We start from the raw sequence: 25,128 nt of genomic DNA, 5'->3' as shown, positions 1-25,128 counted from the left end.
CTTCTTCTTGTCCGAATTTGTAGCCGTAGTTTTGGCTTTCTGTTTCGGTTGTTTCACGTACCAAGCTCGATGTTACTAAGCTTCCGTGCATGGCGCTGAATAAGCTACCGCCGAATACACCTGCTACTCCTAGCTGGTGGAATGGGTGCATCAAGATGTTGTGCTCTGCTTGGAATACCAACATGAAGTTGAATGTTCCAGAGATACCTAAAGGCATACCGTCAGAGAACGAACCTTGACCAATTGGGTAGATCAAGAATACTGCTGTTGCTGCTGCTACTGGTGCAGAGTATGCTACTGCAATCCAGGGGCGCATTCCTAGGCGGTATGATAGTTCCCACTCACGTCCCATGTAGCAGAATACGCCAATGAGGAAGTGGAAGATTACCAATTGGTAAGGACCGCCATTGTACAACCATTCGTCTAGGCTGGCTGCTTCCCAAATTGGGTAGAAGTGCAAGCCGATGGCGTTTGATGATGGTACTACTGCACCTGTGATGATGTTGTTTCCGTAGATTAATGACCCTGCTACTGGTTCGCGGATACCATCGATATCTACTGGAGGTGCTGCTATGAAGGCGATGATGAAGCAGGTTGTTGCTGCTAAGAGTGTGGGGATCATCAATACTCCGAACCAGCCTACGTATAGTCTGTTCTCAGTTGATGTTACCCAGGCACAGAACCGCTCCCATACGTTGGCGCTTTCGCGTCTCTGTAATGTTGTTGTCATGTGTTTATGAGTGCTTGAATGTAAGTTCGTAAAATGTAAGGTCGCGCTTGTGCTTCCTTAATAAATACATTAATGCCTTTATTTCGTTTTGTAAAGTATTTAAGCTTTTTTTAATCTTGTTACAACCTAGCTTTGAGGCTGAAAATTGCTAAAAGTGGGAAAAGGGGGTTGTTTGCTATTTATATAGCTAAATATGCTCAAAAGCTTGCCAGCACTGCAAACTAGCTACTGTAAGAACCTCGCTCTTATTGCCAAAAACCACTCTACCTATGTCCAAAGTAGTAACTTATAGTCCAGCTTATACAATCGTGCCTACGTATGAATGCTTCAATCGCTGCACGTATTGCAATTTCCGCACTAATCCAGGAAAAAGCCCTTGGTTGGACTTAGCAACAGCACGTAACAAGTTGTTGGAATTGCAAACTCAAGGCGTGTGTGAAATTCTCATTCTGAGCGGAGAAGTGCATCCGCGATCGCCTCGCCGCCAAGCATGGTTTAATCTAGTTTACGACTTGTGCAACCTAGCTATATCATTAGGGTTCCTTCCACACACTAATGTCGGTCCTTTAAGTTTCGCTGAAATGTCTCAGCTTAAAACTGTGAATGCCTCTATGGGATTAATGCTAGAGCAACTAACACCCAAGTTGCTACACACAGTCCACCAGCACGCACCTAGCAAAGTTCCAGCACTGCGATTGCAGCAATTAGAATGGGCGGGACAATTGCAAATTCCCTTTACCACAGGACTATTGCTAGGTATTGGGGAAACAGTAGATGATTGGCGAGATACCTTAGAAGCGATCGCTAATTTGCACCAGCGCTACGGTCATATTCAAGAAGTTATTCTACAACCTCACTCTCCAGGCAGCCAGCAAAGCTTTAATGCCTCTGCCTTTAAACCGCAACAATTAATTGAGGCAATTTCCATTGCCAGACAAATTTTACCAATAGAAATTACTATTCAAATTCCACCTAATTTAGTTGCCGAACCTAATTTATTATTTGCTTGTTTAGAGGCTGGTGCTAGAGATTTGGGGGGAATAGGACCAAAGGATGAAGTTAATCCTGATTATCCTCATATTTCCGCTGAAGAACTTGCAAATATTTTAGTTTTGGATGTCTGGCAACTAATGCCTCGCTTACCTATTTATCCTCAATATGAAGGCTGGTTGTCACCAAATTTACAAGCAAATTATTATAAGTGGCAAATTACTATCAAATAAAAAAATTAGCTTTTTGCTAAAAGATCTAAAATCATTTATACTCTATTTCGATAACTTGGACTAATATCTTGTTCGCAAGCAAAATTAGTTTCATAGCCAAATAGTTATTAAGCTTGGTACTGGGTAGCATCTCATTCTTAGGGTAGAGGTGTTTGAACACTATTATGCAGTAAAGCTCAAAAAAACCGTTCTGTCCCTTAACTTAGATATTAAACATGACGACGCTAAATACTTTACAGCCTAGCCAAAATCTTGATTCAAATCTAAAGAGCAAGCATAATAAACTGCCGCTCATTCAAGTTTTTCGAGGTATAGCTGCTCTTTTAGTTGTCGCTTATCACTTAACTATCAGAAGTGCAGAACTTTTGCAGCAAGATCTATTGTTCGGAATTTTTAAATTTGGCTATGCAGGAGTGGATTTTTTCTTCGTTCTTAGTGGATTTATTATTTATTACGTACATAAGCAAGATATTGGCAAGCCAAAAAAATTCAAAGAGTTTATTAGTAAGCGAATGGTAAGAATTTATCCAATTTACTTACTAATTACGCTTTTAATATTACCAGTTTATTTAGTTGGGTATGGAAGTGAGTACAAAACAGATATTTGGGTAATTGTCAAATCTTTACTGCTTTTACCTCAAGATGAAGGTATTTATCCAGTTTTGAATGTCGGTTGGACTCTGAGTTTTGAAGCTTTATTTTATGTGATGTTCGGCGCGGCAATTCTACTTAAGCCTAAAATTACCAGTATAATATTTGGCGTTTGGGTATTGATTGTGTCGGGAATGTTTATTTGCGAACTACAGGGAATAGAGCTAACAAATAATATCCTCATCAACTTTATATTTAACAGCCATAATTTAGAGTTTATATTTGGTTGTATAGTTGCATATTTAGTTACAGCTAAAAATATCTCATACGGCAGATATTTAATGTTGGCTGGCGGTGCATGGATTTTAGTTTCTAGCGTCAATAATTATGTTTACGGAGAATTTTACGTTCATCCAGTAATTGCCTACGGTATTCCATCAACACTGATAGTTTTAGGTGCATCAGCTTACGATCGCATCAAACCCTCGAATCCGCCTGAATTCTTGATGTATCTAGGCGATGCATCTTATTCAATCTACCTGACGCATTTTGTCATCATCACGGCAATGTTAATCGGGTTTTTGAAGTTAGCTATCCTTGACTTCATCGGCTATCAAGTAGCAATGGCAGTAATTATTCTGGCAACAGTAGCGATCGGCTGCTTAGTATATACGTACATAGAAAAGCCAATGCTAAATTACTGTAGAAGAAAATTTGTACTTAAAGCTAGGACTACTACATAAATCGCCAGCGCAGATTTTGTAAAATAGAAATAGATGGATTCAGGAACCATATACTGGTAAGACGCTTATAGAAACTATATACGGCAACCTTCAAGGTCTAAAGTCTAGCCAAATTAAACAATTGCAACGCTTGTATCATCAACGCATACCAGGCGATCGCATAACAACGCCAGAATTTGCCCAAAGGCTAGCAGCAATCAGCACTGAAATCAATCAGCCAGTATGTACCTACCTCAATCGCCGAGGACAAGTAATTCGCGTGGGAGTAGGTACGCCCAGACAAACGCAAATTCCACCTTTGGAACTACCCCGCTATGGCGCAGAAAGATTAAGCGGTATTAGGTGCGTAGCAACACAATTAAAAGCCGAACCACCAAATGAAGCTGCCTTAACAGCAATGGCAATTCAGCGGCTAGATGTGTTAGTCGTACTTAATGTCACAGGTTCCGGCTTTGAGAGGCGCGGCGGCGGTGCTACAGGATATGTCAAAGACGGGTATATTGCCCATCTCACACCAGAAGGATCTCCGAGTTGGGAGGTAACGCCGCCAATTAGCTTGGATATATTGAGCAATCAAGATTTTATCGACTTAATTGAAGACATTGAAGCAGAATTTCAGCAAGAATTTGTCGGGCAACAAGTAGATACAGATCGCGATCGCGTTATCTTAGTCGGGATGATGACAGATAATCTTGCGCCTCACCAATTCCAAGACACGATCGAAGAATTGGAACGCTTGGTAAATACCGCAGGTGGCGAAGTATTGCAAGTATTGCGGCAAAAGCGATCGCGCCCTCACCCGCAAACAGTGGTAGGCGAAGGCAAAGTTCAAGAAATTGCCTTAACAGCCCAAACTTTGGGAGCAAACTTAATCGTATTCGATCGCGATCTTTCGCCAGCACAGATCCGCAATTTGGAAACCCAAATTGGGATTAGAGTTGTCGATCGCACCGAAGTAATATTAGATATTTTTGCTCAACGCGCTCAATCTAGGGCGGGTAAATTGCAAGTAGAACTAGCACAACTTGAATATATGCTGCCGCGCTTGACTGGTAGAGGGCAAGCAATGTCAAGATTAGGTGGTGGTATTGGTACGCGGGGACCTGGTGAGACTAAACTAGAAACCGAACGTCGAGCGATCGCCAGACGCATTAGCAGGCTGCAAGCAGAAGTAAATCAGTTGCAGGCACATCGTTCGCGGTTGCGCCAGCAGCGCCAACATCAAGAAGTGCCATCAATTGCGATCGTGGGTTATACCAATGCTGGTAAGTCAACACTCTTGAATGCTTTAACTAATTCCGAAGTTTACACCGCCGACCAACTATTTGCGACGCTAGATCCGACTACGCGCCGAATGACGATCGCCGATGCAGCTACAGGCGAACCGCAGCCGATTGTCCTGACGGATACTGTTGGATTTATTCACGAACTACCAGCCTCGTTAATGGATGCTTTTCGCGCCACTTTAGAGGAAGTTACAGAAGCAGATGCTTTGTTGCACGTAGTCGATGTATCGCATCCTGCTTGGCAAAGTCAAATTAGAGCGGTGATGAGCATTTTATCAGAAATGCCTGTAACTCCTGGTCCAGCACTTTTGGTTTTAAATAAAATTGATAGTGCTGATGGCGATGCTTTGGCATTGGCGAGAGAAGAGTTTCCCCAAGCTGTATTTATTGCTGCACGCGATCGCTTGGGTTTGGAAACTTTGCGTCAAAGGATTGCCCAATTGGTTCGTTATGCGGTTGCTTCTTAGTTTAGGAACGCAGATGGACGCAGATGAACGCAGATAAAGGCAGAAGGGGATTTATCTTTTTTCTGCCTCAACGTAGTAGTAATACTACAGTTTGCAATGAACCAACTACAAAGCCTAGTAAGCCGCCTAAATTGACTATTGCTTGCAACTCATTTTTGACAATACCCTCAATTGCCTTTTCTAAGTCTGCTGCTGATGTAGATTTGACGCGATCGACGATTACTTGGTCAATTGATAAAATAGGAATTGCTTGAGCGACAATTACCTCTAAGTCTTTTTCTAGGTAACGCTCCAAAATTAAGGCTAATTCCTTACTGACGACTTCTAGGGAACTTCCTACCGCCGCTGAAGTTCGCAATCTATTGAGCAGCAAATTAGCAATATTGTCCCAATCTACTGAATCGCTAAATCCTTTGAGGAACTCGCCGCCGCGTGTTTGGGCGTAATCGCGGATCGTGTCGCGGGTAGTTTTTCTTAGCTGTCGTACTGTAGAAACAGGTAAATTCTGTAGGGAAATGCTTTTTAGCCAATTTTTTAAGCGATCGCGTACTGCCAATGATTTAATTAATTCTGTTATCCGCTCGTTAGAAGCATCCCTTTCATCTAGGCAAAAAGTCCGCAACCGCGTAAGCGTATTTCGCAAACCAAATAAATTGGCTACTACCCAGTAAGTACCGCTAGCTTTTTCGCGAAAGCCCTCGTCGATTAATTGAATCGTGCGATCGGTCAAAAAATCAACAAGCAACTGTCTAATTGCATCTGGCGGTAGCACTACTTGTAACAGCCAGTCAGCTAACTTAGTTGCTTGATCGTCACTGAGTTGGAAATCTAATAATACTTGGTCGAAAATCTGATTAATTTGTGCCTCTAAAAAGTCTTCTCGCCGCGCCAAAACTTTGAGCAAACGCGGGAGAGATTGCCCTAGTAAGTCCTTGAGGATGCCTGAGACAATTTTGGTGCTTTTTTGGTCTTTATCAATGCGTACCTGGTCTAGAGACAGTTTTAGCAACCAGAAAATAGCCGATTGGACTCGTTCTGGTTGCAACAGCCGCCGCGCCAATTTTTGTAATTCTTCTGGCGTAAGCAGCGAACCCATAATCGTATCAGATACGCGCTTGGCTAAACGTTCCTGGTTGCGAGGAATCAAGCCAGGAGTAAAAGGTAGCCGCCTTTGACCGATGTATATTGCTCGGTAAGGACGAAACAGCATTTTGATGGCTATATCGTTGGTGAAATAGCCAATAATTCCGCCAACTACAGGCGGAGCAGCATAAACCCACAGAGTAGACCAGTCCAAGGCAGGAGTTTAATAAAAAATTTGTTAGCTTTTAGCTTTTAGTAACTACCAGCACTCCCATCATACCGCTAGCTATTGGGTAATGTGTGGCAGTAGCAAAACCAGCTTCATTTGCTAAGTTTACCTGCTCTTGTCCGCTAGGAAAGCGATCTAAGCTAGGGCTAATATAGGCATATTCCTGGGTTAACCCCAAATTTTCAGCCATCGGTACAACTAAATTATCCAGATACCATTGTTGAAAGCTACTTAAATAGCTATTACTAGGGCGATGAAAGTCTAAAATTGCTGCTTTAGCACCGCGTTTGAGAACGCGGTGTAATTCCTTGAGGCTGCGGGGAATATCTGTGACATTTCTTAGTCCATAGCCCATTGTTGCAGCATCAAAATAACTATCGGCAAAAGGTAAATCTAGGGCATCTGCTTCAATCCAGGTAATATTAGGTTGAGGGTATTGAGTTAAAGAGCGTTGTTGTGCGATCGCAAGTTGTGCTAAGGAAAAATCTACGCCATACACTTTACCAGTAGTACCGACGCGCCGCGCCAGACTCAAAGCCAAATCGCCGCTACCACAACAAACATCAAGACAAGTATCTCCAGTTTTTGCCTGACTCCACTTGATAGTCATTTGCTTCCAAACGCGATGCTGCCCTAAACTGAGGCGATCGTTCATTTGGTCGTAAACTGGGGCAATGCGATTAAAAATAGCCTGAATATCAGTTGAGTTCATTAGAGTTAGATTAAATAGAGAGATTAGCTATATGCGCTCATGATACTCTCTGGCAACACCTCAATTGCCAACTAAATGCAAAAGGGATTAGCCCGTGACAGGTACAGTAATTGATTTTCAAGATAAAACTACTCAAATCCTGGTTCCAGCTAAAGTTAAGTGGTTTCGCCATAAATTAGCTACTTGGGCTACTGAAAATTTACGAGAATTTCCTTGGCGCTGTACTACCGAACCATACAAGATATTCATTGCTGAGTTTCTGCTGCAAAAAACTGGTGCTGTTACAGTCGAGCCTATTTACAACAGTTTTTTGAGTAAATATCCTACTTTGCACGATTTAGCAGCAGCATCACTACCAGAAATTTCTCTATTATTAAAACCTTTAGGGCTGCACTTTCGCGCCGAGCGGTTGCACCAAGCAGTGCAAATAATTCTTAAAGATTACGCAGGAAAAATACCAACTAGCGAAGCTCAGTTGCTTACTTTACCTGGAGTTGGCAAATATACCGCTAGAGCCATCTGCTCTCAAGCCTACTTTCAGCCTTTAGCTGTTCTTGATACTAACGTTGCGCGGATTTTTGAGCGATTTTTTGGATTGCAGGGCGATCGCGTCAAGTCCCGCTGTAAACTGTTATGGAAAGCAGCAGAGCAAGTCGCGCCCAAGGCAGAAGTTGGTAGATGGAATCTGACGCTGCTAGACTTTGGCGCAGCAATTTGTACGGCTAGAAATCCTAGCTGTGCTAATTGTCCTCTTGCCAAAGAGTGCAATTTCGTCACCTAAAACTAGCTTTTTGTAACTAACACTATCCCAGAAAACAAGAGCGCTTCTATATCACTTATACAAACTATCTCAAAATTTCATTTTTTCGCGTTCTAAACGCTACGCTACACTTTGTGAACGTGCCTAATGGCTAACGCTTTCACTACGCTTATGTGGTTCGTTTTTACTCTAATTTTTAACTTATATGAATGATAATCCTGCTAATTCCAACGACGCGCTACCAAACGAAGAAATAGAAAACCTAATCCGCAATCTCAGACAAAAGCAAGGTAATTGGGTGGAGTGGGGACAAGCTTGTGCCAAATTACAAAAAGCTGGCTTAACTCCCCAAGCTATTTTTGAAGCGACAGGATTTGAGCCAATCCAGCAAAATCAGGTCATAGTAGGCGCTCAAGTTTATGCTTCGATAGAAAATGCCCAAATATCTGAGGCAGCAAAATCGCACTATACAACGCGAGGTAGCGATATTTTATATGAATTGCGCCTACTTGCTCATAGCGATCGCGCGGCGGCTGCCGATTTAATTATCTCTCAGCAACTCAACGTTGACGATGCCCGCGAAGTAGCAAAAGCAATTAAAGAATATTCGCGTTTACCTAATTTACCAGAAGGCTTTTCCCAGCACCCAGGCGATGCCTTGGCTTACCATTATTGGCGGCTAATTCGCCAAAAAAACGACCTACAAGAGCGATCGCGCCTGATTGCCAAAGGACTCAAATTTGCTCATTCTCAAGGCGCTAGGCAGCAAATTGAGCGGCTGCTGCTAGATTTTAGCGTCGTCCCCCACCGCCCCGCACCAAGATTGCCCTTTTACAGACTAGAAGCAGATGACGAACTAGCAAGAATTGTTCCTGTAGTGGGGGAAATGCCTATAAGTACGGCAGATTTTAAAGCTGTACCAATAGTTGAAGATATTAGACCTTTTGGAATGGTAAAGTTTGCCGGAGAGCAAGCTTGGGTTCCCTTACCAGGGTGGCAGGTAGCATTAAAGGCAGAAGATCCAGTAGTAATATTGTGTAATAGCGATCGCTTACCTGAAGCGCCCAATCCCGCAGTTGAACCCGTACTATTAGTAGTAGATCGCAGCGATCGTCAATGGGATGTAAATAACTACTTTATCGTTGATAATTCAGGTCAAATAGAACTGCAATGGTTTGAAACCCAACCAAATGTAATACTATTAGGCAAAATTATCGTCGTAGTCCGTCCAAAAAAGATATTAGACGAAGAATACACCAAAGAAGTTTGGCAAATCGACGAATAAACCGCAATGTAGAGACGTAGCACTGCTACGTCTAACTACGTCTAACGCCTGCACCTGATAGGGTACGCTAAGGCGGTAATATTGTTGCAAATACGTCTAACGCCTGCACCGATAAAGCTGATAGGGTACGCCAAGGCGAAAATGTTGTTGCAAATCTATATTGCAATCTATTTGCCCAACCTGTAAATTAAGCGGATAGTCTCTACGGCGCAAACCAGGAGCAACTACCCATAAATTGAGCTTGGATGCTTCTATTGACGGCAATTGTGCTAACTTTTGCCATACTAAATTGTATCCTGGCGATCGCTTAAAAAAGGCAAATTCTCCCCTACCAAAATTTACCCTATCTAAAGCTAAAGCAAAACTCAACCCTAGCGCCACATCTTGATAATCCTTGTATCCCACTACAACCAATAAGGGTATAGTTGGTTCTTGAATTATATTGGTTGCAACTTGTGCTGGATTATAGGGTTTTTGAAATCCAAAATTAAAAACTACTAAAATGCAGCTTAATAACGAACTAATAAATAATAAATAGTAGAAATTTCCAGATATAGTAAAAAAGTTATTCTGCTTAAATTTAATATCTGCGTTTACTAAACCAGCAGCGAAAAGAGCAATAAAACTAGGATAATAAACAAAGTTGTACCGAGGAACAATAGTAATATCTTTATGTAAACCGTAAACTATTGTCAAAAACTCTAGTAAGACAATGCAAGTAAAACTAGCAAGCGTAAATACAGATAAATTAACTACTGGTAGCTGCGCTAGATTCTTTATTCCTCGATAACTGCGCCACATTACCCAACTACCAAAAAGGAGCATAACCAGGCTAAACAAAATAGCGATCGCTAAAGGCTGATTTTCCACAGGTAGAGCAACAATCATCAACAGCCAACTAGCGAAAATTTGATATATAGGAGCAACATTATGAGGTGTAGGTATCCAGCTAGTTTCAGGGCGAGTAAAATGAGCAACTAAAGTAGGCAACCAAGGCATAAAACTAACCAAAATTGCCAGCATAGTTAGACAAAAAGCTAAGACACTATGACGAGGTAAATTGTGGCGATACCAATACATTAGCGCTAACAAAGTAACAACTTCACTAGCTAAAGCCAGAATGAAAAAGTAATGAATATACAGCCCGATAATATTCACAATCGCCCAAAATACCCAAATCTCCAAACGCGATCGCCTGCGAACAAATAAGTCTCGCTGAATTTGTAGTAAACCTACCAATGACAAGGTAATTGCTAGTACGGGCAAAGTATAATGACGCGCTTCTTGAGAAAGGTAAACCCCAAACGGAGAAACCGCCATCATTACCGCAGCCATCAGCCCAGCAGTAGGAGAAAAAGCTGTAGTATTAAGTAAATAAATTGCAGCGATCGCGATCGTCCCAAAAACAGCACTTAAAGCTCGTAGCGTCCATACCCAATTAGGCGCAACAGGGTTAATCCACTCAAACCAACTATGCATCAAGCAAAAAAACAAGGGTGGATGAGTAGATTGGCTAGCAAGATTATTGGCAATTTGCGAACAGCTAGCAGGTTGAAAGCTAAAAATTTGCTCCAATCTTTCGAGGGGAAAGACGACATCCAATGGCACATCGTAATAATTGCGCCCCAAACTGAAAATAGCTGTAATCACCTCATCTAGCCACAAAAATTTGCTGTCTAAATGCCAAAAACGTAAAATAGCACCTAGAGCGATCGCCCCAGCTAGCGCCAGGTAGTGTAATCGACGTACCATTATCCTTATGCAGTAGGCTTAAGCACAACTACACCATAAGCATCAGCCGAGAGGTATTGTTGAGCAGCGCTGCAAACATCAGCAGCATCCAGCGCTTGAATTCTAGCTGGATACTCAAATGCTGGCTCCAAGCTACCTACCATAGATTGATAATAGCCGTATAAACCAGCGCGATCGCTCGGTGTTTCATTGGCAAAAATAAACCGATTTGCTACTTGGGTGCGGATGCGGTTTATTTCTGCCTCTTGTACTCCTTGAGTTTGGATAGCGCGGATATGTTGAGCGATCGCTGTTTCTACTTGGGCTAAATTTTCTGTTGGGCAAGTCGCGGAAATATAAAATGTTCCCTGCAAGCGTTGCGTCATATTACTGACAGAAATAGTAGAAACTAAGCCTTTTTCTTCCCTTAAATCTCGCACCAGCCTGGAAGTTCTACCTGCTCCCAATACTGCGGCTAATACATCTAGAGCGTATGTTTGCTCCAAATTGCTCAAGCCAGGAACGCGCCAAACCATAACTAGCCTTGCTTGTTGCAGGCTATCATCCTCAAATTCGTGGCGGACAATTTCTGTAAAAGCAGGTTCTTGCGCGTAAGTATTGCTTGCTGGTGGCTGAGGGCGATCGCTTTGGGTAAAACTATCGGCAATAGTATTAATTAACTCTTCTACTGGTAAATTGCCTACAGCCACCGCACTTATAGAACGCGGTTGATACCATGTAGAGTGAAAATCGCGCATTTGTTGCGGTTTTAGCTGGGCGATCGTCTCAAATGGTCCTAATACTGGGCGGCGATACGGTAATTGCGCGAACGCTGTCTCCATTGCTCTTTGGAATGTTCGACGGCGGGGGTTATCGTCGGAGCGGCGGATTTCTTCTAACACTACCAATCGCTCTCTTTCAAAGGCATCATCTGGAATTAGCGAATTTAGCACTACATCAACTTGCAACGGTGCGAGTTTCGCAAAATCTTTAGGGGCTGTTGTGATGTAGTAATGAGTATAGTCTTGGCTAGTTGCGGCGTTAGTTACAGCGCCGCACTCCTCAATTCGCCGCTCAAATTCGCCGCTAGCAATGCGCTGGGTTCCCTTAAATACCATGTGTTCGAGGAAGTGCGCCATCCCATTAATGGCATCAGTTTCAATCGCCGAGCCAACATTTACCCACAAACTTAGGTTCACCGCCTCTACTGGCATTTGCTCGGCTACTATCGTCAAACCATTTGGTAGCTGGTGCAGTGTGGGGGCATTTAGACGAGGTGTATTTACGAGAATTGAAGTCATCAGTGCTACAAACGCCAGTACCTCTTTATCTTAGCGACTACGCGATCGCTTCATGCGGCATCTGATAAAACTGCGATCGCCTGCAACTGCAATCAATTTGGCAAAACTCATCAACAAAATAACTAATTGACTATCTATTTATGTATCTAATTGAATACTCTTGTAGATAGAGAGTAATTACGTCAACTGTAAAAATACTGTCCAAATTCCAACCAACTTATTAATTAATTCTAAATTTATTAAGTACATTCACTGGCGCTCTAAGGTGAATATTACAGTATATTTATTCTTGCGTACAAATATAAAACACTATTAGTTGTGGTGAGTTTGTGAGTCAATCAGTAACAACACTTAAACCAAATTGCCAGTGGACCAAAAGCAATCTTGTCAGCGCAAAAGTTCAACGTTTTTTGATTGACAAAAGCCCTGAAACTCCATTCTTAGTTGTAGATTTAGATGCGATCGCACTCAATTATTTAACCTTGCGTCGCTTGATGCCACAAGCACGAATTTATTATGCAATGAAAGCGAATCCAGCACCAGAAGTTCTGAGCTTATTAGCTGGATTAGGAGCAAATTTTGATACGGCTAGTATCTTTGAAATTCATCAATGTATTGCCGCTGGTATTGCTCCAGAACGTATTTCTTATGGCAGCACTCTTAAAAAAGAAAAGGACATTGCTAGCGCTTACCAGTTAGGAATAAGGCTATTTGCTTTTGATAGTTTAGGTGAGTTAGAAAAAATTGCCGCCCACGCGCCAGGGGCAAAAGTATATTGTCGCATATTAATGAATAATGAGGGTGCAGAATGGCCCTTATCCAGAAAATTTGGTTGCGACGTTGATATGGCTTACGATCTACTCTTACACAGCCGTAAACTGGGATTAGAGCCTTGGGGCGTATCGTTTCACGTTGGTTCTCAGCAAACCGATCCTACTCAATGGGATAAAGCTATTTGCACAACAGCAAAGCTATTCTCTGCCCTCAAACAAGCAGGAATTAAATTGCAAATGGTGAACTTAGGAGGCGGTTTTCCTGGCAAATACAGAGCCGAAACAGCAAAAATTGAAACTTATATAAATACTATTACTAATGCTATGCATCGCTACTTTGGCGATGACATACCAGAAATGATGTTAGAACCTGGGCGATCGCTAGTTGCAGATGCAGGTATAATTCAATGCGAGATAGTATTAATTTCCCAAAAATCTTATACAGACAATAAGCGTTGGGTTTTTCTTGACGCTGGCATATATAATGGTTTATCGGAAACATTGGGCGAATGTATAAAATATCGGATTCGCACACCTCATGATGGTACAGAAATAGCACCAATTATCTTAGCTGGACCTACTTGTGATAGTGCTGATATTTTATACGAACGAGCTAATTACCAATTGCCAGTTAATCTCAAAGTTGGAGATAAAATTGAGATTTTAAGTGCTGGTGCTTATAGTAATGCCACATCTTCTGTAGGTTTTAATGGCTTTCCTCCCTTGAAGGCTTATTACATCTAATCGTTAGTTAAAGCAATTTTTAGTAGCAACAACTAGGAGAAATTTATGTATTCATTATTAGTCTTAATTGCAGCAGTTGCCTTTACTGTAGGTGGTATTTATATGAAACTATCTGCTGGCTTGACTGAATTAGTACCTAGTTTACTTGTATATATATGTTTTGCAGTCGGAGCAAGCTTGCAGGCTTTAGCGATGCGACAGTCCGATCTAGGCGTTACTTATCTGGTAGTTTTAGGACTAGAGTCAGTTTTAGCCTTCTTTTTTAGTACCTTCTTATTTCAAGAAGCTTCCTCAATGTCAAAATATTGTGGTGTAAGTTTGCTGGTTGCAGGCATGATCCTGTTACATCTCAAAAACTAGCAGCAAGTTTGCACAGCAAAAAAACTGATAACTTGCGCCTTCAATAAATAAAATTGTGTATAAATAAATACTTTTGAACTTATAAAATTTTCCTTTTCTCTTTAACCTTTACCCATTAACCTCAATAAGAGACAATACAATGAACACGGACAGTTTTTAATGCCTAATAACGGCAACCTATACAAAGTATGGATTTTGCCACGCTTGCAGCCCAGTTAAATGCTGGGACAATTTTGCCCGAAGGTATAGTTATTACTACCCTTTTGGTTGTTTTAGTTGGTGACTTAATTGGCGGGCGCAGTGCCTCGCGCTGGATTCCCTACTTCGCGATTGGCGGACTTTTGAGCGCTATTATCGCCTTGTACTTTCAATGGGATAATCCAAATCCAATTTCTTTTCTAGGTGGTTTCAACGGAGACGATTTAAGTGTTGTCTTTCGCGGGATTATTGCTCTATCTACTGCTGTAACGATATTGATGTCAATTCGTTATGTAGAGCAATCGGGTACGGCTTTGGCAGAATTTATTGGCATTATGCTTAGTGCCACATTAGGGGGAATGTTCCTATCTGGAGCAAACGAATTAGTGATGATATTTATCTCACTAGAAACCCTAAGTATTTCATCTTACTTGATGACAGGCTATACCAAGCGCGATCCTCGCTCAAATGAAGCAGCATTAAAATACCTGCTAATTGGCGCTTCTAGTACCGCAGTATTTCTCTACGGAGTTTCCTTACTGTACGGGCTTTCTGGAGGCGAAACTCGGCTAGGAGCGATCGCTGCTAATATTCCTAATATCAACGGCGCTCAATCTTTTGGGTTAGTTATTGCGTTAGTATTTGTCATTGCTGGGATTGGTTTTAAAATTTCTGCCGCACCTTTCCACCAATGGACACCAGACGTTTATGAAGGCGCACCAACGCCAGTTATCGCCTTTTTGTCTGTAGGTTCTAAAGCAGCAGGTTTTGCCCTAGCAATTCGGCTATTAACTACAGCATTCCCATTGATTACAGGCGAGTGGCAGTTTGTTTTTACCGCTCTTGCTATTCTCAGTATGATTCTGGGTAATGTAGTTGCTCTTGCCCAAACTAGCATGAAGCGGATGCTTGCTTATTCTTCTATTGCTCAAGCTGGATTTGTCATGATTGGCTTGATTGCAGGTACAGAAGCAGGCTATTCCAGCATGATATTTTACCTAGCAATCTACCTATTTATGAATTTGGGTGGTTTTGCTTGTGTAATTTTGTTCTCTTTACGTACGGGAACAGATCAAATTAGCGAATACTCTGGTTTATACCAAAAAGATCCGCTCTTAACTTTGTGCTTGAGTATTTGCTTGCTATCTCTAGGGGGAATTCCGCCTCTAGCTGGCTTTTTTGGGAAAATTTACCTATTTTGGGCTGGTTGGCAAGCTGGGGAATACGGCTTAGTATTGCTAGGACTTGTAACTACTGTAGTTTCAATTTACTACTACATCCGTGTAGTTAGAATGATGGTAGTCAAAGAACCCCAAGAAATGTCAGATGCAGTCAAAAATTATCCCGCAATTAACTGGAAATTGCCAGGAATGCGCCCAATTCAAGTCTGTTTAATCTTGACTTTGATTGCTACTTCGCTAGCTGGGATTCTATCTAATCCTCTGTTTAGTTTGGCAAATAATTCCGTTGCTCGCACTGCGATCTTGCAACCTGCGATCGCTGCTACTCTTAAAGCTGATGCTACACCTTTATCAGTAGTTAAAGCCGCAGAGTGATAAACGAAAAAACAATTAGAATTAGGGCGTACCTTTGCGTGCGCCTTTTGTTTGTTAAATATACTGCTGGCAAGATGTTGAGTACGAACGCAGATACACGCGGATAAACGCAGATGAAAATTGAAAGCGCTCTTATTGCTCGTAAATGAATTCTCACAGGTATTTTAATGGATTTTCAGTCGCTAGCTGCGATCGCAACTACTCCCTCTGCTGCTAAAACTTTACAGCCTTTGTGTCAATCTATGGGCGCAAGTCTGTGGATGCCACAGTCAATTGCTAATGACTCAGCACAAGGCTATGGCGAGTCTTTAAAGGCTCATGTAGCAGCTTTGTGGGATACCCAGGAAGCAATAGTATTTTGTCTGGCTGCGGGGGCTGTAGTGCGGCTAATTGCTCCTTTGTTACAGCATAAATCAACCGATCCGGCGGTGGTAGTTGTCGATGAGGCAGGGAAATTTGTTGTTAGTTTATGCAGCGGGCATACAGGCGGAGCGGATAAACTAACATTGTTAGTTGCTCAATTATTAGGCGCAACACCAGTATTAACAGGTGCTTCTTCTAGTTTAGGTTTGCCAGCGGTAGATATATTGGGTGTTCCTTTTGGTTGGCAAAAAGGTGTGGGCGATTGGACTAAAGTAAGTGCGATAGTAGCAAGGCAAGATGCTGTAGAAGTAATTCAAGAATCTGGTTCTACTTTATGGCAACAAGTATTTAAATTTGCAACTTCCGCGTCGCCTCAAGCTAAAGTTTGGATTACTCACCGCACTCCAAGGGGCGACGATACACTGCAAGTATGTTGGCATCCTAGAGTCTTGTGGGTAGGTATTGGTTGCGAACGAGGAACGCCCAAGGAAACTATTACTCAGGCTATTACTCAGGTATGTTTAGCTAATAACTTGGCGGAAAATGCGATCGCAGGTATAGCTACTATAGATATTAAAGCTGATGAAGTAGGCTTGATTGAACTATGCCAAGAGCGCAACTTACCTCTACGCACGTTTACAGCCAAGGTTTTAAATTCTATATCCGTACCTAATCCTTCTCCAGTTGTTGCAGCAGAAGTAGGAACGCCTAGCGTCGCTGAAGCTGCGGCTATGAGTGCGGCGCAAGTTGATAGTTTAGTAGTTACCAAACAGATATATAAATCTCAAGGTGCAGTGACAGTTGCGATCGCTCAAGCAGAACGAGAATATACTAATCGCAATGGTAAGTTATTTTTAGTTGGTACGGGACCAGGAAAATTAGACCAAATTACCCCAGCAGCGCAAAATGCTATATCTTCTGCTGATGTCGTAATTGGTTATGAGTTATATATCGATTTAATTAAACCATTGTTGCAACCGCAGCAAATTATCGAAGCACTACCAATTACCCAAGAACGTCAACGCGCCGAACGAGCAATAGAACTTGCCAATTGGGGCTTAACTGTAGCTGTCGTATCTTCAGGCGATAGCGGTATTTATGGCATGGCGGGGTTAGTAATGGAACAATTGCAAGCAACTGGTTGGGATGGTAAAACGCCTAGCATCCAAGTATTTCCAGGAATTACCGCCTTGCAAGCCGCCGCCGCGCGTGTTGGTACGCCCTTAATGCATGATTTTTGTGCAATTAGTCTTAGCGATTTACTTACGCCTTGGGAAGCGATTGAGAAGCGGTTAACAGCCGCAGCACAGGCAGATTTTATTACCGCTTTGTATAATCCCAAGTCGCAAACTCGCACCCAACAATTCGCTACAGCTTGCGCCATTTTCTTAAAATACCGCAATCCTAATACACCAGTTGCGATCGTGCGTTCTGCTTACCGCGACAACGAGCAAATTATCCTTACTACCCTAGATAAATTGCTCGATACCCCAGTAGATATGTTAACTACAGTATTAATTGGCAATCAAAGCACCCGCACTCATCATAATTGGATGATTACCCCAAGAGGTTATTTAGGCTTTGGCGATTCCGACTAAGTTCAAGCGCCAGACAATTTTACCTTTGGCAAAATCTGCCATTTTTTGCCATAATAAAGTACGATATTAAACCGAGTAATACCTATGAAAAGTATGAATATTTCTTTACCTGAGTCAATGCGAACTTACGTAGAGGAACAAGTAGCCAGTGGGGGTTACAGCACTGCCAGCGAATATTTTCGTGAATTGGTACGTACTGACCAAAAACGTAAAGATAATGAGCGTCTAGAATCTTTATTATTAGAAGGCTTGCAGTCTGGGACTGCAACTCCAATCACAGACGAGGATTGGCAAGATATTAGACAAGCTGTACGTAAAGAAGTAGCCAAGCGGCAAGGATCGATTTAGAATCAATGAGCGAGGTCAAAAAAAGACCCCAAGTTATCCGAGATTTACTAGAAATAGCAACTTATCTTGCCGCAGATAACTTAAATGTATCCGATCGCTTTCTAGTCGCAGCAGAGGCAACCTTCAACAAAATAGGGAAAATGCCAGAAATAGGAAAAACCTGTCAATTTTCCCATCCCCAACTGGCTAATATCAGACAGCAGCCTATTAAAGGTTTCAAAAATTATCTCATCTTCTACCGCTTTGCTGCTTCAGAAATTGAAATTTTGCGAGTTATTCACGGTGCAAGGGATATCCCAACTATGTTGGATGACGTGGTAGAAGATGAGTAATACATTGGTGCGATCGCAAATTAGCTAATTTACTGTCTCTTACCAACTAACATAGTTAGCCCGCTAGTAATTAGAGTTAAAACAATTGAACCTATTAAAGCCGAACCAAATCCGCCGACGACAAAACCAGGAGTAATTATACCTGCAAGCCAAATCACTAAGGCATTAATTACAAATAAAAATAAGCCAAAAGTAAGTAAAGTCAGCGGTAGAGTCAATACTACCAATATTGGTTTAATAATAGCGTTTATCAGCCCTAGAACAACCGATGCGATCGCAGCGCTAACAATATTAGCCACGAACAAGCCTGGAACTAGATAAGACGTAATCATCAAAGCCGCCGCCGCAATTAACCAAGTAAGCAAAAATTCTGGCATCGGTTCGTTTTCCCTTCCCCTCAAAATGTTGTTAGCCGCTCAAGTCCAGCCAAGATCGTAATTAAGGTAAGCTTATTAGCAGCATTCCACCCTAATAATTTAGATTTTTATATGTTTTGGCGGCAACTTACAGCGTTTATTTTGATGTTAGTTCTATTTTGCGGAGTATTGCCAGCACAGGCAGCCGACTATGCACCGCCTTTGTCTTTTAGCAATGCAGAATTAAAAGGGCGGGATTTTTCTGGGCAAACTCTCCGCGCGGCAGAATTTTCTAATGCCAATATGGAACTAGCTAATTTTGCTAATGCTAATTTACAGGGCGCAGTGTTTAGCGCTTCGGTAATGACTGGCGCAAATTTGCATGGTGCAGATTTAAGCAACGCAATGGTCGATCAAGTAAACTTGACAAAAGCCGATCTTAGCGATGCTGTTTTGACTGAAGCGCTGTTATTGAGAGCGATTTTTGAGGATGTAAATATTGCCAATGCCGATTTTAGCGATGCAATTTTAGATCGAGCGCAGATTAAAGAGTTATGTGCTAAAGCAAGTGGTGTAAACTCAAAAACTGGTGTTGAAACTCGTTACTCTTTAGGATGTCGATAAAGCGCGTTGGTGTAATAGGTGGGGGACAACTTGCCTGGATGATGGCAGGTGCAGCCGAGAAGTTAGGTGTAGAATTAGTTATTCAAACGCCAAATGCGAACGATCCGGCGGTAGAAATTGCCTCAGAGGTGATTTATGCTCCTGTAGATGATGCAACAGCTACAGCTACGTTGGCGACACGCTGCGATGTCATTACGTTTGAAAATGAGTTTGTTAATCTAGATGCTTTAGCACCAATAGCTGCATCTGGTGTATGCTTTCGTCCCAGGCTTGAGGTATTGTCTCCCCTATTGGATAAATACCACCAACGTTGTTATTTGCAGCAGATAGGCTTACCTGTACCTAAGTTTTCCACTTTAGAAGATATTTCTTTATCTCCTCAATTTCCCTTAGTATTGAAATCTCGTCGTCACGGTTACGATGGGCAAGGTACGTTTATTATTCAAGGTGCTGCTAGTTTGCAACAGACGTTAGCTAGCTTTGCTGGAAAACAAACATCCTTTCTAGTTGAGGAATTTGTACCGTTTGTCAAGGAATTAGCAATAATTGCTGCTCGTTCGCCTAGTGGTGAGATAAATACATACCCAGTCGTAGAAACTCAGCAGGAGAAACAAGTATGTCGGCGGGTTATCGCTCCTGCTGATGTTACACCTCAAGTTGCTGCAAAAGTAGAAGCAGTTGCTCGTACTTTGCTCAATAACCTGCAAGCTGTAGGCATATTTGGCATAGAGTTATTTTTAACTAGCGACGATCGCATATTAGTAAATGAAATTGCCCCGCGCACTCATAATTCTGGGCATTTTACCTTAGATGCTTGCGAAACTTCGCAATTCGAGCAACATCTTCGCGCTGTTAGCAATTTATCTTTAGGTAGCTCCGATTTGCGTTGCCCTACGGCTGTGATGGTAAATTTATTAGGCTACGAAGATGCAGAAAATAATTATCTTGTCAAGAGGCAGCAATTAGCCCAACTACCGCAAGCGCACGTATATTGGTATGGAAAAAAGCGATCGCGCCCCGGCAGAAAGTTAGGTCACGTTACAGTTTTATTAGATGTGGCAGATTATGCCCAAGCAAATAAAGTAGCGCAGAAAATAGAATCAATTTGGTACGCATAATAGTAGGGACTTTGCACTGCAACGTCTATAAAATCCAACCCATACAACAATTTGCCGATAACGAATGTTGCCGCCAAATATGTAGAGACGTTGCAGTGCAACGTCTCTACAATCGGAAAACCCTACACCTTGGTAGAGGTTGGTGGTGTTGTGGGTTGTTCTGCTTGCATTGGTTCCGGCGTAGAGGTTTGCACAGATTCTTCGGAAATCTGCGTCCATTCGGTATGGAAGAAACCTTCTTTGTCAATTCGCTCGTAAGTATGAGCGCCGAAATAGTCGCGCTGCGCCTGCGTGAGATTTTGGGGTAAGCGATCGCGCCGATAGCTGTCAAAATAGTCTAAAGACGCGCTAAAAGCAGGTACGGGAATACCCAATTTTGCCGCCGATGCTAGCACTTCCCGCCAACCTGATTGTCTATCTAAAATACTCTGCTTGAATTCGGGAGCGAGGAGCAGATTAGCTAGCGCTGGATTTTCAATAAAAGCACTTTGAATTTTGCCCAAAAAACCAGCCCGAATAATACAGCCACCTTTCCAAATCCGCGCCATTTCACTCAAATTGAGATTGTAGGAATATTGCTTTGAAGCTGTACTTAACAACGCCATCCCTTGAGCATAGGAACAGATTTTGGAGCAGTAGAGAGCATCGCGAATAGCATCGATAAACGCTTTCGCGTCTCCCTCATACTTACCTGTAGGACCTGTGAGAATTTGCGAAGCTGCTACCCGCTCTTTTTTGTAGGAAGACATGATCCGAGCATTGACGGCGGCTGTCATCGTCGGGATACATACGCCTAGTTCTAAAGCGCTTTGTACTGTCCAACGTCCCGTACCTTTTTGTCCAGCAGCATCGAGAATCATATCGACTAAAGGCTGATTGGTATCGGGGTCAATGTACCGGAAAATATCTGCTGTAATCTCAATTAAAAACGAATTGAGTTCGTCAGTAGTATTCCACTCGGCAAAAATTTCATGCAATTGCTGGTGATTAAGACCTAAAGTATTTTTCAATAAGTCGTAAGCCTCAGCGATTAACTGCATATCGCCGTACTCAATGCCATTGTGTACCATTTTCACGTAATGCCCAGCACCGCCAGGACCAACGTAAGTTACGCAAGGACCGTCATCTACTTGAGCGGCTATTTTCGTCAAAATTGGCTCTAGATACTCGTAAGAGCTTTTCGTGCCTCCTGGCATCATGCTAGGACCGTTTAAAGCGCCTTCTTCACCGCCACTAACACCCATCCCAATAAATCTAAAACCCATCGGTTCTAGTTCGCGAGTACGGCGGGCAGTATCATCGAAGAGCGAATTGCCACCGTCGATAATAATGTCACCTTCATCAAGCAAAGGTTTAAGTTGGTCAATTACACCATCTACAGGCGCACCTGCTTTAACCATGATCAGAATTTTGCGCGGGCGTTCTAGAGACTTAACAAAATCCTCAATCGTATAAGCAGCTTTGACATTTTTTCCCTGCGCCCGCGTGTGCATAAAGGCATCAGTCTTTTCTGGGGTACGATTGTAAACGGCGATGGGAAAACCATTGCGCTCGACATTTAGCGCTAAGTTCTCACCCATTACCGCAAGACCAATCACACCAAAACTTTGCTCTGCCATAGGATTATTACAGGTAACTTGTGTACTACGTGTTTAGGAAGGGTCGATTACTTATACAGGGTAGCTTGAACTTTGAGTTTGGCGGTGAAAAAAGAAATTAAAAGTCAGGCGATCGCAACTTTAAAAGCTGACAACGATTAAAATAGTTACAGATAACTGTAGTCTTAACCCTTAACTAAAGTTAGAAAATCGTTTCTGCCTTCTGCTTTATAGTTGTAAGCACCTAGATTGTTTTAATTTGGTTCGCGATCGACAATTTGCTTGCAAAATTAAGATATCTAGTCCAAAGACGTAAGTTAAGGAGAATCTACAATAATGCTGGCATACGTTCTGGCGTTGGCGGTCGGTCTTGGTAGCTTTGCCCTTTACATGGCTGCCTTCTTTTTCCCAGAAGTACACCGCAAAAATGATTTTATCTGGAGTGGGGTGGGACTATTTTATGCTCTAGTTCTTTGGGTATGTGCGGGGCGCATTACAGGCGGATTACTACTAGGTCAAGTAGCGGGTGTAGCTTTACTGGGTTGGTCTATTACTCAAACTTTACAACTGCGCCGTCAAGTTACACCAGCACAGCAGCAAACAGAAGTACCTAGTGCAGAAGCAGTTACAAATACAGTACAAGCACAAGTAGAAAAAACAGTTCCTAGCGTGCTAGTGGGAGTAAGTAAGGCAATAAATGGAGTAACAACCAAAATTCAACAAACTTTTAGTAAACCCACTACTCCTAAACCTGCATCTGTTACCACTACTAAACCACCAGCCAGCCCAAAAGTTGAAGTAATCGACAATCGCACCCCCATAACTGAATCTCAATCGATTGAAACCCCTAGCCCAACACTAATACAGGCAAAAGAGGTAGAAGTTACTCCACCCACATCAACCCCAAGTCCAACAGTAGATTCTCCAGTCGCCGAGTCACCTTTAGCGAAAGAGGAAGTAATACTCCAAGTTGTAGAAAATACTTTAACTGAACCAGCGCCGCCAGTTCCCGCGCAACCAATTCACCCTCATCCACCCGACCCAGAAATTGTTGAAGCAGCGCTCAAAGATGCAGAGGAAAAGCATCTACCAGCATCACCCCCAGAAACAGAAGTCCCAGAAAATCCTTCACCTAGTTAGTAAGGATATATATTAATTACGCGGCATTTCCATCAGTAAATGCCGCGATATATTTTTTGAGCCAATTGGGAGAATTTTTATTGAAAATCATACAGGTTATGCGATCGCATAGCGTTACTTTTTGTCAAATCGCTCTCTGTAGCAAGAAATGGGTGGTATTAAACCTCATGTGTCGATAAATTGAGGAATGCATGGATTGTATGCGTACCTAGACTAGCAACATGAACTCCTCTACTGAAATTAATCGAACCTATGAATGCATGGCAAGAGCGATCGCTTTCATGCGTGAAAATCACCTGCATCAGCCCGATTTAGCAACTGTAGCCCAGCACGTACACCTCAGCGAATACCACTTTCAACGCTTATTTACACAATGGGCGGGCATTAGTCCTAAGCGTTTTTGGCAATATCTTACAGTAGAGTATGCTAAAGCAAAAATTGCCGAAACAAAAAGCTTGTTGGATCTAACTAATGACATTGGCTTATCAAGTCCTGGACGTTTGCACGATCTGTTTGTAAAACTTGAAGCTATGTCGCCTGGAGAATTTAAAGCAGGGGGTAAAGGATTGCAGGTTTGGTATGGAATTTATGCAACGCCTTTTGGAGAATGTCTAATCGCTTGGACGACTCGCGGCATTTGCAATCTTCATTTTTTAGATCCAACTAGCAAAGACTCTGCTGAAAATCTATTGCGTTTTGAGTGGTTAAATGCAGACATCGTACAGGATAAACAAGCTGTGGAAGTAATTGGCGATCGCATTTTCCAGCCTATTGCAACAAACACCCAGCCTTTAGTTGTTTGTGTCAAAGGAACTAACTTTCAAATTCAAGTTTGGCGGGCGCTGCTAAGTATTCCGTTTGCAAGTATGGCAACTTACCAGAGTTTAGCAATAGCAATGGGTCGTCCAACTGCGGCTAGAGCGATCGGTAATGCCTTGAGTAGTAATCCTGTAGGTTACTTAATTCCTTGCCATCGCGTGATTCGAGAATCTGGCGAAATGGGCGGTTTTCGCTGGGGATTGGAGCGCAAAACAGTTTTACTCGGTTGGGAAGCAAGTCGCACGCAAAATCTAGCAAAGGAATCGAGAAACCTACCGAACAATTTAGCCTGTAAATAAAGTTTTTATATTTTTCTGTATAGTCTTATTGAGAACTTTCGGCATCAAAACATTTTGCACAAACTGTACTTGAATAAACATAAATATTACAGGTACAGTACAGGCTAATAAATACTTTAGTAAATTGAAGGGTGCGTTGCAAGTCAACGCACCCTTCAAGAGTGATGCGATCGCACTTTACTAACTTTGCGAGTTAACGTGGAAGACTGGTACTTTCTGCTGCAACGCGATTGTCAGGCTTTGCTTACCGAGTAGTTGCAGAACTTTCTGCTGACTTGTTTTCAAATCCCTCTTGCCTACGAATAGAAAGCAATATTAATGCTCCCAGTTCTAATAGTAAGGCTGCAACGGCAGTTGAGGTCAGTTTCAACAACCAACCGTCTTCCGTGCCAAATAACCCTGCTACGCCACTCAAATATGCAGAAACAATATCTGTAGAATCAATTGCTACACAGCCAGCCAAGAGCATTTTCACAGTCGTTTTATCGGCTAATGCAACAAGTACGGAAATAATCATATCTCTAATTGCCCAAGCTCGAATTGCATAAGGCATTTGGGGATTGGAAGACAATGAAATTCCAATTTCCTCCATAAACCAATGCGGGTTGGCATATCCAAAAGCACTTAAACTAAACCGAATGATACACATTAGTCCTATCAACAAAGCAATGTACCAGATTTGTCCTCTCATGTTTGCTCCTACCAATGCATCTTTTGAAAATCTATGTAGACATTAACTGCGTTAGTTACTAAAGTAAAGT

General features: G+C 42.3%; 23 protein-coding genes. 15 read left to right on the top strand and 8 right to left on the bottom strand.

Going from position 1 to position 25,128, the window contains the following annotated elements; genetic code table 11:
- Positions 1–730, bottom strand: a 730-nt coding sequence (locus tag UH38_RS11730; RefSeq protein ID WP_045054846.1) for a photosynthetic reaction center family protein, incomplete at its 3' end; no start/stop codon positions are given.
- 269 nt (positions 731–999) lie between these two features.
- On the opposite strand from UH38_RS11730, the gene cofG reads away from it, so the two are divergent.
- From cofG to hflX, 3 genes are all read left to right on the top strand, one after another.
- On the top strand, positions 1,000–1,953 hold the full coding sequence (gene cofG / locus UH38_RS11725) for a 7,8-didemethyl-8-hydroxy-5-deazariboflavin synthase subunit CofG (protein ID WP_045054822.1): 954 nt from the start codon (positions 1,000–1,002) through the stop codon (positions 1,951–1,953).
- Between the two features lie 215 nt (positions 1,954–2,168).
- A complete protein-coding gene (locus UH38_RS11720; RefSeq protein ID WP_045054821.1) occupies positions 2,169–3,287 on the top strand; it encodes an acyltransferase family protein in 1,119 nt (372 codons plus the stop codon).
- Positions 3,288–3,354: 67 nt separating this feature from the next.
- Positions 3,355–5,040 (top strand): GTPase HflX, encoded by a 1,686-nt coding sequence (hflX, locus tag UH38_RS11715; protein ID WP_045054820.1) that lies wholly within the window; start codon positions 3,355–3,357, stop codon positions 5,038–5,040.
- A 67-nt stretch (positions 5,041–5,107) separates the two neighbouring features.
- Here the strand turns inward: hflX and UH38_RS11710 are convergent, their stop codons facing one another.
- Complete coding sequence (locus UH38_RS11710; protein WP_045054819.1) at positions 5,108–6,337, bottom strand: DUF445 domain-containing protein; 1,230 nt, start codon at positions 6,335–6,337, stop codon at positions 5,108–5,110.
- A 31-nt stretch (positions 6,338–6,368) separates the two neighbouring features.
- Positions 6,369–7,064: a bifunctional demethylmenaquinone methyltransferase/2-methoxy-6-polyprenyl-1,4-benzoquinol methylase UbiE gene (ubiE, locus tag UH38_RS11705; RefSeq protein ID WP_045054818.1), complete on the bottom strand. Its 696-nt coding sequence runs from the start codon at positions 7,062–7,064 to the stop codon at positions 6,369–6,371.
- Positions 7,065–7,158: 94 nt separating this feature from the next.
- On the opposite strand from ubiE, the gene UH38_RS11700 reads away from it, so the two are divergent.
- Together UH38_RS11700 and UH38_RS11695 are read left to right on the top strand one after the other, a co-directional pair.
- Positions 7,159–7,845, top strand: coding sequence for an HhH-GPD family protein (locus tag UH38_RS11700; protein WP_045054817.1), 687 nt, complete (start codon positions 7,159–7,161; stop codon positions 7,843–7,845).
- A 184-nt stretch (positions 7,846–8,029) separates the two neighbouring features.
- Entirely contained in the window at positions 8,030–9,109 is a 1,080-nt protein-coding gene (locus UH38_RS11695; RefSeq protein ID WP_045054816.1) for a RuBisCO accumulation factor 1, read from the top strand.
- 96 nt (positions 9,110–9,205) lie between these two features.
- Here UH38_RS11695 and UH38_RS11690 read toward each other — a convergent pair whose 3' ends face one another.
- Complete coding sequence (locus tag UH38_RS11690; RefSeq protein ID WP_045054815.1) at positions 9,206–10,861, bottom strand: glycosyltransferase family 39 protein; 1,656 nt, start codon at positions 10,859–10,861, stop codon at positions 9,206–9,208.
- A gap of 5 nt (positions 10,862–10,866) precedes the next feature.
- Positions 10,867–12,141, bottom strand: a complete 1,275-nt coding sequence (locus UH38_RS11685; RefSeq protein ID WP_045054814.1) for a M16 family metallopeptidase — start codon at positions 12,139–12,141, stop codon at positions 10,867–10,869.
- Positions 12,142–12,470: 329 nt separating this feature from the next.
- Here UH38_RS11685 and UH38_RS11680 point away from each other — a divergent pair, with 329 nt between their 5' ends.
- The 6 genes from UH38_RS11680 to UH38_RS11655 all read left to right on the top strand — a co-directional run bounded on the left by UH38_RS11680 (position 12,471) and on the right by UH38_RS11655 (position 18,413).
- Positions 12,471–13,658: a type III PLP-dependent enzyme gene (locus UH38_RS11680; RefSeq protein ID WP_045054813.1), complete on the top strand. Its 1,188-nt coding sequence runs from the start codon at positions 12,471–12,473 to the stop codon at positions 13,656–13,658.
- A gap of 45 nt (positions 13,659–13,703) precedes the next feature.
- The gene (locus UH38_RS11675; protein ID WP_045054812.1) at positions 13,704–14,018 is read left to right on the top strand and encodes a DMT family transporter; all 315 of its coding nucleotides are present in this window, start codon (positions 13,704–13,706) and stop codon (positions 14,016–14,018) included.
- Between the two features lie 188 nt (positions 14,019–14,206).
- The gene (locus tag UH38_RS11670; RefSeq protein ID WP_045054811.1) at positions 14,207–15,772 is read left to right on the top strand and encodes an NAD(P)H-quinone oxidoreductase subunit N; all 1,566 of its coding nucleotides are present in this window, start codon (positions 14,207–14,209) and stop codon (positions 15,770–15,772) included.
- Positions 15,773–15,939: 167 nt separating this feature from the next.
- Entirely contained in the window at positions 15,940–17,733 is a 1,794-nt protein-coding gene (gene cobJ / locus UH38_RS11665) for a precorrin-3B C(17)-methyltransferase (RefSeq protein ID WP_052672357.1), read from the top strand.
- Between the two features lie 84 nt (positions 17,734–17,817).
- Positions 17,818–18,081 carry a type II toxin-antitoxin system ParD family antitoxin gene (locus tag UH38_RS11660; protein ID WP_045054810.1) on the top strand — a complete coding sequence of 88 codons (264 nt, stop codon included), beginning with the start codon at positions 17,818–17,820 and terminating at the stop codon, positions 18,079–18,081.
- Positions 18,082–18,086: 5 nt separating this feature from the next.
- Positions 18,087–18,413, top strand: coding sequence for a type II toxin-antitoxin system RelE/ParE family toxin (locus UH38_RS11655; protein WP_045054809.1), 327 nt, complete (start codon positions 18,087–18,089; stop codon positions 18,411–18,413).
- Between the two features lie 29 nt (positions 18,414–18,442).
- Here the strand turns inward: UH38_RS11655 and UH38_RS11650 are convergent, their stop codons facing one another.
- Positions 18,443–18,790 carry a phage holin family protein gene (locus UH38_RS11650; RefSeq protein WP_045054808.1) on the bottom strand — a complete coding sequence of 116 codons (348 nt, stop codon included), beginning with the start codon at positions 18,788–18,790 and terminating at the stop codon, positions 18,443–18,445.
- Between the two features lie 111 nt (positions 18,791–18,901).
- Here UH38_RS11650 and UH38_RS11645 point away from each other — a divergent pair, with 111 nt between their 5' ends.
- Together UH38_RS11645 and UH38_RS11640 are read left to right on the top strand one after the other, a co-directional pair.
- On the top strand, positions 18,902–19,393 hold the full coding sequence (locus UH38_RS11645; protein ID WP_045054807.1) for a pentapeptide repeat-containing protein: 492 nt from the start codon (positions 18,902–18,904) through the stop codon (positions 19,391–19,393).
- Positions 19,384–20,511, top strand: a complete 1,128-nt coding sequence (locus tag UH38_RS11640) for a 5-(carboxyamino)imidazole ribonucleotide synthase (RefSeq protein ID WP_235355208.1) — start codon at positions 19,384–19,386, stop codon at positions 20,509–20,511. The genes UH38_RS11645 and UH38_RS11640 overlap by 10 nt, the downstream gene beginning before the upstream one ends.
- A 122-nt stretch (positions 20,512–20,633) precedes the next feature.
- Here the strand turns inward: UH38_RS11640 and gndA are convergent, their stop codons facing one another.
- A complete protein-coding gene (gene gndA / locus UH38_RS11635) occupies positions 20,634–22,130 on the bottom strand; it encodes an NADP-dependent phosphogluconate dehydrogenase (protein WP_045054806.1) in 1,497 nt (498 codons plus the stop codon).
- A 315-nt stretch (positions 22,131–22,445) separates the two neighbouring features.
- Here gndA and UH38_RS11630 point away from each other — a divergent pair, with 315 nt between their 5' ends.
- Positions 22,446–23,249 carry a Ycf66 family protein gene (locus UH38_RS11630; protein ID WP_045054805.1) on the top strand — a complete coding sequence of 268 codons (804 nt, stop codon included), beginning with the start codon at positions 22,446–22,448 and terminating at the stop codon, positions 23,247–23,249.
- Between the two features lie 221 nt (positions 23,250–23,470).
- A complete protein-coding gene (locus UH38_RS11625; RefSeq protein WP_045054804.1) occupies positions 23,471–24,367 on the top strand; it encodes a methylated-DNA--[protein]-cysteine S-methyltransferase in 897 nt (298 codons plus the stop codon).
- Between the two features lie 244 nt (positions 24,368–24,611).
- On the opposite strand, the gene UH38_RS11620 is transcribed toward UH38_RS11625, so the two are convergent.
- Positions 24,612–25,058 (bottom strand): hypothetical protein, encoded by a 447-nt coding sequence (locus tag UH38_RS11620; protein ID WP_045054803.1) that lies wholly within the window; start codon positions 25,056–25,058, stop codon positions 24,612–24,614.
- Positions 25,059–25,128: the final 70 nt, after the last annotated feature.

It is taken from the genome of Aliterella atlantica CENA595, assembly GCF_000952155.1.
Lineage (GTDB): Bacteria > Cyanobacteriota > Cyanobacteriia > Cyanobacteriales > Chroococcidiopsidaceae > Aliterella > Aliterella atlantica.
This window is presented reverse-complemented; position numbering and strand designations above follow the sequence as displayed.

Bases quoted from the DNA above. Each gene is read 5' to 3' on its own strand.
- UH38_RS11720 (WP_045054821.1), top strand. From the start codon at position 2,169: ATGACGACGCTAAATACTTTACAGCCTAGCCAAAATCTTGATTCAAAT.
- cofG (WP_045054822.1), top strand. From the start codon at position 1,000: ATGTCCAAAGTAGTAACTTATAGTCCAGCTTATACAATCGTGCCTACG.
- UH38_RS11650 (WP_045054808.1), bottom strand. From the start codon at position 18,790: ATGCCAGAATTTTTGCTTACTTGGTTAATTGCGGCGGCGGCTTTGATG.
- gndA (WP_045054806.1), bottom strand. From the start codon at position 22,130: ATGGCAGAGCAAAGTTTTGGTGTGATTGGTCTTGCGGTAATGGGTGAG.
- UH38_RS11690 (WP_045054815.1), bottom strand. From the start codon at position 10,861: ATGGTACGTCGATTACACTACCTGGCGCTAGCTGGGGCGATCGCTCTA.
- UH38_RS11670 (WP_045054811.1), top strand. From the start codon at position 14,207: ATGGATTTTGCCACGCTTGCAGCCCAGTTAAATGCTGGGACAATTTTG.
- UH38_RS11675 (WP_045054812.1), top strand. From the start codon at position 13,704: ATGTATTCATTATTAGTCTTAATTGCAGCAGTTGCCTTTACTGTAGGT.
- UH38_RS11655 (WP_045054809.1), top strand. From the start codon at position 18,087: ATGAGCGAGGTCAAAAAAAGACCCCAAGTTATCCGAGATTTACTAGAA.
- UH38_RS11695 (WP_045054816.1), top strand. From the start codon at position 8,030: ATGAATGATAATCCTGCTAATTCCAACGACGCGCTACCAAACGAAGAA.
- UH38_RS11645 (WP_045054807.1), top strand. From the start codon at position 18,902: ATGTTTTGGCGGCAACTTACAGCGTTTATTTTGATGTTAGTTCTATTT.
- UH38_RS11640 (WP_235355208.1), top strand. From the start codon at position 19,384: ATGTCGATAAAGCGCGTTGGTGTAATAGGTGGGGGACAACTTGCCTGG.
- UH38_RS11620 (WP_045054803.1), bottom strand. From the start codon at position 25,058: ATGAGAGGACAAATCTGGTACATTGCTTTGTTGATAGGACTAATGTGT.
- UH38_RS11630 (WP_045054805.1), top strand. From the start codon at position 22,446: ATGCTGGCATACGTTCTGGCGTTGGCGGTCGGTCTTGGTAGCTTTGCC.
- ubiE (WP_045054818.1), bottom strand. From the start codon at position 7,064: ATGAACTCAACTGATATTCAGGCTATTTTTAATCGCATTGCCCCAGTT.
- cobJ (WP_052672357.1), top strand. From the start codon at position 15,940: ATGGATTTTCAGTCGCTAGCTGCGATCGCAACTACTCCCTCTGCTGCT.
- UH38_RS11625 (WP_045054804.1), top strand. From the start codon at position 23,471: ATGAACTCCTCTACTGAAATTAATCGAACCTATGAATGCATGGCAAGA.
- UH38_RS11685 (WP_045054814.1), bottom strand. From the start codon at position 12,141: ATGACTTCAATTCTCGTAAATACACCTCGTCTAAATGCCCCCACACTG.
- UH38_RS11660 (WP_045054810.1), top strand. From the start codon at position 17,818: ATGAAAAGTATGAATATTTCTTTACCTGAGTCAATGCGAACTTACGTA.